The sequence below is a fragment of the Agrobacterium rosae genome (genome assembly GCF_002915175.1).
Taxonomy (GTDB): domain Bacteria; phylum Pseudomonadota; class Alphaproteobacteria; order Rhizobiales; family Rhizobiaceae; genus Agrobacterium; species Agrobacterium rosae.
Genome location: NZ_NXEJ01000018.1, coordinates 1 through 12,851 on the forward strand (window position 1 = coordinate 1; position 12,851 = coordinate 12,851).

At 50.9% G+C, this 12,851-nt stretch carries 11 protein-coding genes and 1 pseudogene; 3 read left to right on the top strand and 9 right to left on the bottom strand.

From position 1 onward, the window contains the following. Positions 1–110: 110 nt before the first annotated feature. From CPJ18_RS27415 to CPJ18_RS26690, 6 genes and pseudogenes are all read right to left on the bottom strand, one after another. Positions 111–394 (bottom strand): annotated as a pseudogene (locus CPJ18_RS27415) (hypothetical protein); the annotation flags it as partial. Between the two features lie 128 nt (positions 395–522). Further along, a protein-coding gene (locus CPJ18_RS26240; RefSeq protein WP_103660468.1) for an IS3 family transposase occupies positions 523–1,622 on the bottom strand; the annotation gives its coding sequence in 2 pieces (ribosomal slippage) (positions 523–1,370 and positions 1,370–1,622; 1,101 coding nt in all). A gap of 268 nt (positions 1,623–1,890) precedes the next feature. Further along, positions 1,891–2,730 carry a glycosyltransferase family 2 protein gene (locus CPJ18_RS26245; protein WP_103660469.1) on the bottom strand — a complete coding sequence of 280 codons (840 nt, stop codon included), beginning with the start codon at positions 2,728–2,730 and terminating at the stop codon, positions 1,891–1,893. Positions 2,731–2,733: 3 nt separating this feature from the next. Continuing rightward, entirely contained in the window at positions 2,734–3,855 is a 1,122-nt protein-coding gene (locus CPJ18_RS26250) for a DegT/DnrJ/EryC1/StrS family aminotransferase (RefSeq protein WP_103660470.1), read from the bottom strand. A gap of 13 nt (positions 3,856–3,868) precedes the next feature. After that, positions 3,869–5,134: an ATP-grasp domain-containing protein gene (locus tag CPJ18_RS26255; RefSeq protein ID WP_103660471.1), complete on the bottom strand. Its 1,266-nt coding sequence runs from the start codon at positions 5,132–5,134 to the stop codon at positions 3,869–3,871. Next, the gene (locus CPJ18_RS26690) at positions 5,131–6,996 is read right to left on the bottom strand and encodes a hypothetical protein (protein ID WP_146258734.1); all 1,866 of its coding nucleotides are present in this window, start codon (positions 6,994–6,996) and stop codon (positions 5,131–5,133) included. The genes CPJ18_RS26255 and CPJ18_RS26690 overlap by 4 nt, the downstream gene beginning before the upstream one ends. Before the next feature lie 399 nt (positions 6,997–7,395). On the opposite strand from CPJ18_RS26690, the gene tnpA reads away from it, so the two are divergent. The 3 genes from tnpA (at position 7,396) to tnpC (ending at position 9,791) form a co-directional block, all read left to right on the top strand. Then, positions 7,396–7,785 (top strand): IS66-like element accessory protein TnpA, encoded by a 390-nt coding sequence (gene tnpA / locus CPJ18_RS26695; protein WP_146258735.1) that lies wholly within the window; start codon positions 7,396–7,398, stop codon positions 7,783–7,785. Further along, complete coding sequence (gene tnpB, locus CPJ18_RS26700) at positions 7,782–8,135, top strand: IS66 family insertion sequence element accessory protein TnpB (protein ID WP_077105602.1); 354 nt, start codon at positions 7,782–7,784, stop codon at positions 8,133–8,135. The genes tnpA and tnpB overlap by 4 nt, the downstream gene beginning before the upstream one ends. Before the next feature lie 69 nt (positions 8,136–8,204). After that, positions 8,205–9,791 (top strand): IS66 family transposase, encoded by a 1,587-nt coding sequence (gene tnpC, locus CPJ18_RS26270; RefSeq protein WP_103660473.1) that lies wholly within the window; start codon positions 8,205–8,207, stop codon positions 9,789–9,791. Between the two features lie 188 nt (positions 9,792–9,979). Here tnpC and rfbA read toward each other — a convergent pair whose 3' ends face one another. From rfbA to rfbB, 3 genes are read right to left on the bottom strand one after another with little or no spacing between them, the layout of a single operon-like run. Beyond that, a complete protein-coding gene (rfbA, locus tag CPJ18_RS26275; protein ID WP_103660474.1) occupies positions 9,980–10,846 on the bottom strand; it encodes a glucose-1-phosphate thymidylyltransferase RfbA in 867 nt (288 codons plus the stop codon). Then, on the bottom strand, positions 10,843–11,772 hold the full coding sequence (rfbD, locus tag CPJ18_RS26280) for a dTDP-4-dehydrorhamnose reductase (protein WP_103660475.1): 930 nt from the start codon (positions 11,770–11,772) through the stop codon (positions 10,843–10,845). Before rfbD ends, rfbA begins: the two co-directional genes overlap by 4 nt. Then, positions 11,769–12,830 (bottom strand): dTDP-glucose 4,6-dehydratase, encoded by a 1,062-nt coding sequence (gene rfbB / locus CPJ18_RS26285; RefSeq protein WP_103660476.1) that lies wholly within the window; start codon positions 12,828–12,830, stop codon positions 11,769–11,771. The genes rfbD and rfbB overlap by 4 nt, the downstream gene beginning before the upstream one ends. Positions 12,831–12,851: the final 21 nt, after the last annotated feature.

Genomic DNA, 12,851 nt, shown 5'->3' on the forward strand with positions numbered 1-12,851 from the left:
GCCATGCCAACCTCTAAGATCCCGATCTAATCCCAGCACTAATGCTGGTACTAACGCCAGATCATCACCTGGATGGCTCAGTTCGCGAAATGTGTTGGCCGGACGCACACAGCAATCACACCTTGCCGAGCGCTTCGTCTCAAAAATGGTTCTCGAGTGTCAGGTCGCCGATTTTGTCGTACAGCTTTTTTAAATCAACGGTTTGGGTCGCCGTTTCCGCTTTTGCTCCATTGCCGAAAATGCCTGCCGCCAGAACATCGCCCGATTTCTCCGATCAGCAAAATCCGCTCACCGGACGCTCACGTCTGATCTGGTTGGTATGCACGTCGAACTGCTGGGATAATTCCATCAGCGTCTGTCCGCCTCTGACCGCGGCAGGCGCTACCTTTTCCATGAAAGCCGGTCTATGGTTCCGGTGACCTTGCCCCGTTGAAATAATCCATTTTGAAGTAAGCTCTGGCCCATTGTGAGGTGCTCCCCGATTTTGGGCCATCGGGAGCTGGAATTTTCCGGGGTTTTGGCTCAGGTCGGCGTGAGGGCCGATGAGCCGTTCATGAGCGAAATCGCCACCTTGTTGCCGATCGCGCTATGTGGCCGGAACTCGTTGTAGTCTCTCCGCCAATCCTCCATCTTCGCCCGTGCGTCGTCAAGGCTCATAAACCAATGAGCGTTTAGACATTCAGCCCGGAACTTGCCATTAAAGCTCTCGATGTAGCTGTTGTCCGTGGGCTTGCCCGGCCGCGAGAAGTCGAGCACGACGCCTCTGTGATATGCCCAGAGATCAAGATCACGAGAGATGAATTCGCTGCCGTTGTCTACCCGAATGGTGGCTGGGTAGCCGACCTGGCGACATACCCTCTCAAGCGTCTGAACGACATCCTCACCCTTGTAACTGAAGCGGGCATCGACTGCCGGCGAAAAGCGTGAAAATGTATCAACCACTGTCAGAATCCTGATTTTGCGGCCGGTAGCCAATTGGTCGTGTACGAAGTCCATCGCCCAGACATGGTTAGAATGGGTCGGTTCCGTGCGGTCGGCTCGCAGCTTAGCCTTGACCCGACGCTTGGGAACCTTGTTGCGGAGCTGGAGGTCCATCTCCTTGTAAAGACGATAGATTCGCTTCGGATTAACAGGCCATCCATCACGCCTGAGCAGGACATGGACGCGACGATAACCGTAGCGCACGCGCGTTTGGCAGATGTCCCTGATCTTCAGCTTTAGTTCGGCCTGCTCGCCACGTCTGGACTTGTAGACATAGAGCGACCGGTCAATCTTCAACACCGAGCATGCACGCCGGATCGAAACCTTCCAGTCCGCCTTGACTGTGTCGACAAGCTTGCGCTTGCGGGCAGGCCTCAGAGCTTTTTTGACAGAACATCCTGGAGCATGGCCTTGTCCAGTGAGAGATCCGCCACAATCCGCTTCAGCTTGGCATTCTCCTCCTCAAGCTGCCGCAGTCGCTTCATCTCCGAGGGCATCAGGCCCGCGTATTTTTTACGCCAATTGTAGAACGTCGCATCCGAAATGCCTGCCTTGCGGCAAACCTCACCAATCGGTGTTCCATCCTCCGCCTGCTTCAACACAAATGCGATCTGCGCTTCCGAAAATTTGGACGCCTTCATCGAATTCTCCTCTTCTTCCCGTCAGGGATCATAAGTGGAAAATTCCAGTTCAAAATGGCCTAATTTATTGGGGGCATGGTCACCGGCGTGGTCGTCTTGTCACGGTATCTCCTGTTCCCGGCATCGAAGCCGAAGTCAGGTAGAAATTCCAATTGTCCTCGGTGCGCAGTTTTCCTAGGACGGCGCTCATGACGTCGATGAGGTCCACTATATCGCTTGCGAAGTGAGTACTTTCGTCGCGTTAATGCCAATTCAAATCATCACGTCATCAAAATGAACTCAATAATTTCCAATCAAGCAAGGAGACTAAGTCCTTTCTTTTTTCCCAATCCGCGGCAATATCGTAATCAGGAAATTTAATTTTCAGATGTGTGGTATATTCTTCAACCCACTGGACAAATACAGCAAGGGCGTTATGGTTGCTGTGGAAATATTCATGGTGTCGGTCGAATATACCCAGCACTCGATTAGCGAAATCGACTGGCTTCCTGCTCAAATGTTGGTTATTCCCATGTATCATCCACGTATAAACAGGCTTTCGCAAAAATCCTTGCGATTTGCAGACCTTTGCAATGTTTAGGTTGAATTCATAGTCCTCACCGTAGCCAGCAATGAATTCGATATTGTTTTTCCGGATCATGTCGACAGAAAAAAGGGAATTCCATACAAATATCCCATAAAACGCATACATGTCAGGAGAGTATTTCGGGTAGACCACCTCATAGTCTTGACCAACTTGCTTTATGTACCCCGCTCGAACGACGTCCACTTCGTGATTTCCAACACGTTCCATATCTCGATAAGCTCGCGGTAACACTCTATCATCATGATCCGCGAACGTTAGCCATTCCCGATTGACCAGTTCAATTCCTACATTGCGAGACCCTGAAACGCTTCCACAATTTGTCTCTTTCACGGAAATTTCGAATTCGATGTTAGCGATTTGATTTCGCCTCCAGCGCAGAAATGTCTCAACTGATTGGTCCGTGCATGAATCGAAAACTAGGATAAGTTGATCGCGGCTTTCCAATGCATTGGCAATCGAAGACAGAGTCGGACCCAAAAAATCGGCGGCGTTGTGCACCGGAACTATCACGCTCACTGCCATTACTCACGCTCCACGCGATTTTATTACAACTTCAACAATTTCTTCTACGTCTTCCGCCGTCACACCAGAATGCATCGGCAAACACAATACTGTTCGAGAGGCATTCGCTGCCACAGAAAACACGTCGGTCTGTTCCGCTCTATACGGCTGACAGTCTGAAACCAAGGGATAAAAATATTTACGAGCGAATATATTTCGGGCGCGTAGTTGTGCCCAAATGCGGTCACGATCAAGTCCTTCTGAAGGATCGAATAAAACAGGATAGTATTGGTAATTCCTTTCTACGGCTTGGTCGAACGACGGGAACGATACCCCTGGTATCTGCCTGAGTTGCTGGTCATATAAATGGGCGATCTCTTTGCGGCGGGAAATCTCGACACTTACAAACGGTAAGACGGACAGACCTACAGCAGCATTAAATTCGTTAAGTTTACCATTAAGGCCCAATCCATCGATTCTGTCCTCGCCTCTAATTCCAAAGTTCATCACCGACTTCACTTCCTGTAATAGCGCTCCATCCTGGAAAAACAACGCTCCTCCTTCACCTGTGTGCATCAGTTTCGTCGCGTGCAAACTTGCCATGCTTGCAACACCGCGCTTGTAAACTGACGAGCCTCCCTCGAAAACATCAAAGCAATGTGCTGCATCGTAGAGCTCAAACAGGTCATATTTTTCGCAAAATTCCTTTATGGCCGACGTATCACAGGGATTGCCGTAAACGTGGACAGCAAGCACGCCAACAACATCACTATCGTAATTTTCTGCCAACTTAGTAACATCGATATTTAGGGTACTCCGATCTATATCTACGAATTTTACTTTATAGCCGGCCAATCGAATGCAGTGTACAGTCGCTGGGAACGTGAAAGGACTTGTAAGTATCGTTCCAGACTTTTGTGGTAACGCCAAAAGAAGGGCTAGTAGCGCTATAGTTCCATTATTGAATAATAAAACATTGTCACATCCAAAACGCCGCGCTAACGTCTGAGTCAACTCTTGCTCTGAAGGCGCGAAATTCGAATACAGGCCCCGGTCAATAATCCGATTTTGAATATCAAACAGCACGTCCCGATTTGGCGCAATAGGCTTAGTAACATACAACGGCTGAGTTCTAGGGTCCTTCATATCTTTTTCTCTTTTATATCATCGATTCTAGTAACGGGTACGATTCAGGTGGTAAGCATAAAGCGGCCGTATTTTCCGCGACATCCTTCCTCTCACGATATGAGTCGTCCACAAATACAGGGCGCTCTCCTCTTATGTGGACGGATTTTGCTTCCCCAGCTTTCAGATGTATTACTTCTTTAAACAGAGATTTAATACCAAGTGATTCCAGACGAGACGAGGGGCACTCCGCATGTCTCGTGATCAATATGATGGGTACTAGTTTGGATTTCAGGCCATATAAAATTCCAACCAGGCCATAATTTAGACGATCGCTGTCCAGTAAGATGGTGTCATCGAAATCTACGTAAACAGCTGTAGGCTGGAAGTCTGAACGAACCTTCCCATAGAGGGCTCTATCATACACCACGTCAACGCCATTTACGCCGCAGAAGGAGATTGGTGCGCCTAACAGTTGATGAAGCCAGGCATCCATAAAATTTACCCCAAGCATCCGCTGAAATCCTGATGATCCCGCGATGCGATTTGCTACTTCTAGTAGTTTAAATTCACCGGAGGAATCTTGCTTCATCTGGAAAAACCAAGCACCTTCGATTCTTAGTTTTGAGGAAATAAGTTTTGCGTACTCGTGAAATATATTTTCGTTAACGCGGGTCATCCTCGTCGCGATTCCCCCGCTTACGCGAGCGCGGTTTCTGGGCCCACAATAAATCAACTCATGGTTGGGTGTGGAAAAGCAGTCAATTGTTACCTCAGGACCCGGTAAATATTCCTGAATGACATAAGGTTGTGGCTCATCTAAGACTTTCGCAAGTGAGGAAGCATCATTAATAACCCTAGCGCCTCGAGATCCCTGTCCTCGATCTGGTTTGACAAAGCACGGAAAACCAAGTCGAGGGTCGAAGTCTCTAGGAAGAGGAACGGTGTCTTTTAATGCCGCGATAGTTTCTGACTTGAGTCTCAGTGTCTCCGACAAACGTCTTTTCGGTCCTACTACAATGCATCTTTCCAGGGCATCGGCGAGTTTGTAAATCGCTTCATCATGAGCGGGCACGACAAAATCGGCTTTTATTTCATCTACAATCGACTGCACTGCGTTCACGAAATTTTCGTCGTCGACAAAAGGCAATCCGTAACGAACCTGACGGAATGTAAGCTGGCTATGGTCGGGGACGTTGTTCGCACCAACAACATTCCAATGTTTCGAGTATTGAAGACACTCAAATATTTCATGCCCGATTTCTGTGCCAGCCGGTAAGACAAGGACCGTTTTTTTCATCTGTCACTCCCTGGATAAAAATCAAACTTACCATCGTGAAAGCTCTTAAGCTTTTTCCTGTAGATTGAGGCATCGTATATTTTCTTTAAAAAATTATAATTCATTTCTAAAACTCTATCACGGTAAGTACTGTCGCTCTCAATGTCGCGCATCACAGAGAATATTTTTTCTTCCATTTCTTGAAGGTCCGCAAACACGTTAGGCAAGCTCTTCATTTCAAGTGGCATAAATACTGGATTATAGATTGCGAAGGCAATGCCACCAGTAAAGATTGTTTCGATGAAATAATTGTCTAGGCCCTCACCAAAAGTTATGCAGAACTTTGCCCAAGGCAAGCAATACTTAAACATCTCGTAATGCACAGCGCGAACCCTGTAGATCACATAACCACGACTGGAGTTGGAGAAAAATTCTAGAAATTCGTCGTCCGCACCCATTCGATCGGGTGAAAGAACGATCATATTTTTCTTCTGCGCGAATTCTTTTCTTTTGTAATTGTCGTACGAGACATAAGTTGACAGGTGCTTTAGAGGCAGGCCCCAACGATCCGCGTGCTCTTGTGACGAATAGCGCTCGTGAGCTGTAGTCATGGTGACAGCCTTGAACCGCATCATCGAGCTTTCAAACTTCGCCTTTTCAGGCATCAGTTCTGCGTTCTGATTTAATATATTTAAGCTCAGATTGCTGCAATCGATCCTATTTGTTTTCAAAAGATCGAGGAGTGGCAATAACAGCACCTCAGGCACATGCACGCGCTTTACCTTCCCTTCTCTTACAAGCGATAAAAACGAGTCGAAGGGCGAGATTATCTCCGAATTGTTAAACCGCACATAACGCATAATTGGCTCGCCACCGGGCATTGAGAACAGAGCAGTGTTGGCTCCGAGTGCGCGCATTTCAGCAACAATAGAAAATATCGAAAATATCCCGCCAGAAATAGCGTCAAAATTAAACACCATAAAAGCCTCAGTATCTCCAAGCTCTGATATGGCATTTTTTTTCGACGTGATAATGGTCTCGCTGTCGCCATCTAGCGATGGGGGATTGAATGCGAGGCTGCCATTGGCAAGAACGACCTCAACCGGATGACTATTGCTATTTTCTTCTCGCAGTTGGCGCGTTGGAAACATAGGGTGAGGCGAGTGAAACTCGCGTTTGCCTGAGCTAATAAAATGTTCGAGTGGAGTGACCGAATTATGGACCCCGGCCATATAGGCGCCTCGGTACCAACCACTGTCAAAAATAGGATGGGGCTCTCTGTCCTCGGCACCACCCCCAGAAAGATAATGTGCTAATGGATTAAGTCCAGCTTCCGAGACATCTCGATATCTAGCAAGATAATAGGATCCGTCGAAAAAACGGCACGGATTGTAGCCTTTTTGAGCGCCTATTGCGAGATAGTGACTCAAAATGTCTTCGATATCTTCATCTCCTACCTCCGAAAGATAGAATTTAATATCGAAAATTGGGTGCGGACTTATAATCTTACCGCGCCGAGATGCGGCGCTGTAGGCAAGCAGAGAATTCTGCCTACACCCTGTTTGTGAGCGAACGTATCTCGGATCGAATAATGGATGTGGCTTATAGTTCAGGTGATCGCCATACGATACGAAATGCGCTAAGGGATTCATGTCTCGATCTTTAGCGTCGGGATACCTGTTATAATAAAACGTGGTTGAGAACAGAGGATGAGGGTCCCGGTGCTCAAATTGTCCGAATTTTATGTAGTGATAGAGCGGATCCATTTTTGACCTCGCTACATCGGGATAGCGCCGCTTATACCAACTTTCACTAAAGAGGCTTCCCGTTGCCCGCCGCTCCAGGGCGCTTGTTGCCAGAGAAAAAAAGTTAGTTTTCATCATGCCTCACATCAGCTCGATCAGCGATTCACGCCACTGCTTACTTTGTTCGCCAACGCTTATCAATCTCAGGATTGGAACTAATGGGATTATCTCTCGTAACGTACTATGGCGTGGCAGGCTTGTTTTTTCGCGTTGGTTACGAGGTACCTACTGAGGCTAACTTGGCTACAGATTCGCAGACTTTATCTCATTCGGAAAAGATAAATTCTTCATCCCGAGCTATACTGACCTTGACCCCAAGTTTCATCCAGTTTTGAGTTCGCTCCGGCGGTTTTTTGAGGTGCTCCCCGATTTTGGGCCATCGGGAGCTGGAATGTAACCGATGTTCCACCCCCACGTTGCTCACTACCGCCTGATCTGTGATCGAGTTTTCATGGACGAGCGATAAGGAGTTTCTCCATGGACACTACATTGGAGGTTCTCACGACGCGGCGGAGCGGACGTGAGGCGCATCGTCAATGGTCAGATGAGGTCAAGGCACGGATAGTGTCGGAGAGTTTGCGACCAGGTGTGACGGTGAATGAGGTCGCGGCCCGCCACGGGCTGAAGGCCAACCACCTATCGACCTGGCGAACACTGGCACGAGAGGGAAAGCTGGTTTTGCCTGAGCCGGAAGACGCAGTCGAATTCGCGGCCATGGTTGTCGAGACGCCCGCGCCGGAGCCGCCGAGCGTCAAACCAGTTTGCCGCCCCGAGATTGTTGTCGGCCCTGTCACGATCCGTCTTGAAGAAGGTGCGTCTGTTGCCCGGATTGCTGCCATCGCGCGTGCACTGGCGGCGGCGATATGATCTTCCCCTCGAACCGCGTCCGGATCATGGTGGCGACCAAACCCGTAGACTTCCGTAAGGGGCATGACGGATTGGCGGCGCTGGTGAAGAACGAGCTGCACAAGGACCCGTTTACGGGAACGGTCTTCGTGTTCCGGTCCCGCAAGGCGGACCGGTTGAAGCTGATCTACTGGGATGGCTCCGGGATCGTCATGGCCTACAAACGGCTGGAAGAGCACACGTTCACATGGCCCGGTATCAAGGATGGATTGATGACGTTGACCCATGCCCAGTTTGAGGCCCTGTTTGCGGGCCTGGATTGGCGGCGGGTTCATGCCGTCAGGACGAGAACGCCGGAGACCATCGAATAGCTGCGGCAAGATGACTCAGGACAACAGATTCCGAAGGCAAATCGGCACAGAATTTGGTAGGTTCCAGCCATGCTGAACGCCGCCGATCTTCCCGATGATGTTGCTGCCCTGAAGGCGATGCTGATCGCAGCCCAGGCACGCGAGACGCCCAAGGACGTCGCGATAGCAAGTAAGGACGAGCATATCGCTCGCAAGGACGAGCGGATCGAACGGCTTGAGAAGCTGGTCGCAGCCTTCAAGCAGGCAGCATTTGGGCGCAAATCCGAGAAGACCGATCCCGACCAGTTCGATCTGGCATTGGAGGACCTGGAAACGGCGATGGCCGCGATCCATGCCGAGGACGAGGCGGACACTCCTGCTGGAACTAGGACGACCAAGTCACGCACGACCAATCGTGGCTCTCTTCCAAAACATCTTCCCCGAGTGGAAGAGGTGATCGAGCCAGCAAGCCTGATCTGCGCCTGTGGCGGTTGCCTGCATTGCATCGGGGAGGATGTCTCCGAACGCCTCGATGTCATACCGGCGCAATTCCGAGTCTTGGTCACGCGCCGTCCCAAATATGCCTGCCGTGCCTGCACCGACGGCGTTGTTCAGGCTCCGGCTCCGGCAAGGTTGATCCAGGCAGGGTTGCCGACGGAAGCGACCGTCGCCCATGTGCTGGTCTCTAAATATGCCGATCATCTACCCCTCTATCGGCAAGCGCAGATCATGAGCCGCCAGGGCGTCGATCTCGACCGGTCCACGCTTGCCGACTGGGTCGGTCGAGCAGCCTATGAGCTGCGTCCCATCTTCGATGCGCTGATCACTGAGCTGAAGCGCTCAACCAAATTGTTCATGGACGAGACGCGTGCTCCGGTTCTTGATCCAGGCTCTCGCAAAACCAAGACCGGATACTTCTGGGCGTTGGCACGGGATGATCGCCCATGGGGCGGCGGTGATCCGCCAGGTGTTGCCTTCACCTACGCGCCCGGTCGCGGAGGCATCCATGCCGAACGGATATTGCAGGGCTTTTCCGGCATCCTGCAGGTCGATGGTTATGCCGGATACAACAGACTGATCGCGCCTGAGCGCGTTGGCCCGGACATCCGGCTTGCCTATTGCTGGGCGCACGCTCGTCGCAAGCTGGTGGAGATCACCCGTAACGGAACAGCACCCATTGCCGAGGACGGCGTCAAACGGATCGGCGAGCTGTATCGGATAGAGACCGAATTGCGCGGTTTTGATCCGGAGGCTCGCGTGACCGGACGGAAGGAACGGTCTGCACCGCTCGTCGCCGCCATGCAGGTTTGGCTTACGCATAACAAAGCCCGTGTCGCTGCAAAATCCCCGCTCGGCGAAGCCTTGGCCTACATCACCAAATACTGGGATGGTCTCCAACTCTTCCTGACAGACGGTCGCATCGAGATCGACAATAATACCGTCGAGCGGACCATCCGACCGATTGCACTGAACCGGAAGAACGCGCTATTTGCGGGCCACGATGCCGGAGCAGAGAACTGGGCGGCCATCGCATCGCTCATCGAGACCTGTAAGCTCAATTCGGTCGATCCACTGGCCTATTTGACCGCCACGCTCACCGCCATAGTAAACGGCCACAAGCAGAACCGGGTTCACGAGCTGATGCCGTGGAATTATTCGGAGCGAACACTCGGCTGAAGTCTGGTGTCGGGTTTAAGCGGTCATCGAAACTCAATGGATATCTCTTGCAGATCCTCTTTTAGGCGTCTCTTCATCCTTTCCTCATACGTTCCAAGGAAAGAACTGGGTGACTTCATGCGTTTAATATTTGCTGCCGCCATTACCTTTGTCGCGATCACTGGTATCTTCGGAGCGTATTCGACACTTCAATCCTCAAGCAATTTCAGCAACCATTTGCCGTACGCCGTCTTTGAAAACATAAGTCCATATTCGCGCACTTGATCCCGCGTGATCCATCCATTTGTATATGCTATCTCCTCGATGCACGCGACGCTCGTACCCTGTCGGTGCTGGATAGTCCGAACAAATTCCGAAGCTTCGAGTAGGCTGTCATGGGTACCGGTGTCCAGCCACGCATAGCCACGGGACATGCGCTCAACGAATAGCTCGCTCTTTTCCATATAGATACGGTTCAGGTCCGTAATTTCATACTCCCCACGTGCAGACGGCTGCATGGTGCGCGCATATTCGACGACTTTGCTGTCGTAAAAATACAGGCCGGTGACAGCCATACGCGATTTGGGTGACGTTGGTTTCTCTTCCAACGACAAAGCTCGCCCGTCCGCATCAAGCTCGACCACGCCATATCTTTCAGGATCATCCACTTCATATGCAAAGACTGTAGCACCCGTCTTGCGGTCGCGTGCCTGTGCGAGCAGCCCCTGAAGGCCGGCCCCGAAAAAGATGTTGTCGCCAAGAACCAGAGCGACATTGTCGTCACCGATAAATTCGGCACCCAATGTAAACGCTTGCGCCAGTCCGTCTGGTTTGGGTTGTACGACATAGGAGAAGTTCAGTCCCCAACCAGAGCCATCGCCGAACAAACGTTTGTAGCTGTCCATGTACTCAGGAGAGGATATTATCAATATGTCGCGAATGCCAGCCAGCATCAGAACAGACAACGGATAATAAATCATTGGCTTGTCGTACACGGGAATGAGTTGCTTATTGACGGCCAGTGTCGCGGGATGAAGCCGTGTACCGCTGCCGCCGGCAAGTATGATGCCCTTCATTTATTGTCTCCTGAAATTTCGTCGGCACGCGACGTTTGGATAATCTGGGCAACTGTTTTTCGCGTAGAAGTTTGCCACTGCGGCAGGGACACGCCATAAGTATTTAGGAGCTTTCCACAGTTCAGGCGTGAGTTGGTTGGCCTTTTGGCAGGAGTAGGGTAATTGCTTGAAGGAATTCTGTTCACCCCCGCAGAGGGACCGCCCATCTCAGCGGAGGCTCTGAAAATTTCTTCGGCAAAATCGGCCCAACTGGCCTCGCCAGTCGCCGTCGTATGGAATATCCCTCGTAGTCTAGGGTCGGTTGAGGCAAGAAGGCTGCGAGAGACAGCAAGCACTGCTCCGGCAATATCGAGCGCGGATGTCGGATTTCCGAACTGGTCGTCGACCACGTTGACGACGTCACGGCTTTCGGCCACTCGCAGCATTGTCTTCAGAAAATTTTTTCCGAACGGACTGTAAACCCAGGCGGTCCGCAGTATCGCATAATTGTCCGTCGCCGCCGCCACGGCCTTTTCGCCGTCCAGTTTGCTTGCACCGTAAGCGCCCAACGGCGAGACTGCATCGGCCTCTTTATACGGCGTTCTTTTAGCGCCATCAAAGACATAGTCTGTCGAGATTTGCACGATCGGTATGTCGAGCTTTGCCGCAGCCGCTGCTAGAGCCGATGGGCCGTCTCTGTTGACAACGTGCGCCAACGCACTCTCGCTCTCCGCCTGGTCTACAGCGGTATAAGCAGCCGCGGATATTACGAGATCAGGTTTGAGCTCCATCACTGCACCGGTTACGGTTTCCGGTCTTGCGAGATCTAGCTTTGGTCTTCCTACAGCAATAATCTCTACCGAAGCATCGCTTGCCGCTTGTTGAATGAGCGACTGTGCGAGCTGACCTTCCAGCCCGGTGACAAGATAGCGTTTGACGTTCGTCATGCCGCGGATCCTGAGGGTAGAAGACCCAGCCGGTCTCCCTTGTATCCGTGCCGTAAGGGTGACCACCACCATTCGTTTTCGAGATACCATTTTACTGTCTTTTCGATCCCTGTGTCGAAGTTTTCGACGGCCTTCCAGCACAGTTCCTGCTCGAGCTTTGTTGCATCGATTGCGTAGCGTGCATCATGTCCGGGTCGATCCTGAACATACTTAATCAATCTGGAATGTGGGCCATGTTCAGGGCGAAATTCATCCATCAGCGCGCAAATGCGGTTGACGACATCAATGTTTCGCTGCTCGTTTCTGCCGCCCACATTGTATGTTTCGCCAACGCGTCCACGCTCTGCGATGAGATCCAAAGCTTTGGCATGATCTTCAACAAACAACCAGTCACGTATGTTGCTCCCGCTACCATAAACAGGCAGAGATTTACCCTCAATCGCACTGATGATCATGAGCGGAATGAGCTTTTCTGGGAAATGGAAAGGCCCATAATTGTTCGAGCAGTTGGATACCACAACTGGCAAGCCATAAGTCCTCTCCCACGCCTTCGCGAGATGGTCAGACGCTGCTTTTGTGGCAGAGTAGGGCGAACTGGGATCATATGGCGTGGTTTCGGTAAATTGGCCTTCCTCGCCCAATGAACCGTAGACTTCATCAGTTGAAATGTGGAGGAAACGAAATGTCCGTTTCGCACTGCTGTCTAAAGATTGCCAAAAAGCACGCGCGCATTCGAGCATGTTGAATGTGCCAAGCACATTCGTTTCAACGAAATCCTTAGCACCCGTGATAGACCGGTCAACATGGCTTTCGGCTGCCAAGTGCATGATGCGATCTGGTCTGAAACTTGAAATTGCTTGTGTTATGGATGTTTTGTCGCAGACATCTGCATTTTCGAAGCGATATAGCGGATTATCACTCACTGACACCATAGACGTCAGCGTCCCGGCGTAAGTCAACTTGTCAATATTCAATACATCGTAGTGCTTGTCGTTGACTAGATGTCTAACGACAGCAGATCCGATAAAACCTGCACCGCCGGTAACGAGTACGCGCATTCACTCAAATCTCCTGGTAAA

Coding starts and splice junctions, on each gene's coding strand:
- CPJ18_RS26245 (WP_103660469.1), bottom strand. CDS start 2,730: ATGGCAGTGAGCGTGATAGTTCCGGTGCACAACGCCGCCGATTTTTTG.
- rfbA (WP_103660474.1), bottom strand. CDS start 10,846: ATGAAGGGCATCATACTTGCCGGCGGCAGCGGTACACGGCTTCATCCC.
- CPJ18_RS26250 (WP_103660470.1), bottom strand. CDS start 3,855: ATGAAGGACCCTAGAACTCAGCCGTTGTATGTTACTAAGCCTATTGCG.
- rfbD (WP_103660475.1), bottom strand. CDS start 11,772: ATGACGAACGTCAAACGCTATCTTGTCACCGGGCTGGAAGGTCAGCTC.
- CPJ18_RS26690 (WP_146258734.1), bottom strand. CDS start 6,996: ATGATGAAAACTAACTTTTTTTCTCTGGCAACAAGCGCCCTGGAGCGG.
- tnpC (WP_103660473.1), top strand. CDS start 8,205: ATGCTGAACGCCGCCGATCTTCCCGATGATGTTGCTGCCCTGAAGGCG.
- tnpB (WP_077105602.1), top strand. CDS start 7,782: ATGATCTTCCCCTCGAACCGCGTCCGGATCATGGTGGCGACCAAACCC.
- rfbB (WP_103660476.1), bottom strand. CDS start 12,830: ATGCGCGTACTCGTTACCGGCGGTGCAGGTTTTATCGGATCTGCTGTC.
- tnpA (WP_146258735.1), top strand. CDS start 7,396: ATGGACACTACATTGGAGGTTCTCACGACGCGGCGGAGCGGACGTGAG.
- CPJ18_RS26255 (WP_103660471.1), bottom strand. CDS start 5,134: ATGAAAAAAACGGTCCTTGTCTTACCGGCTGGCACAGAAATCGGGCAT.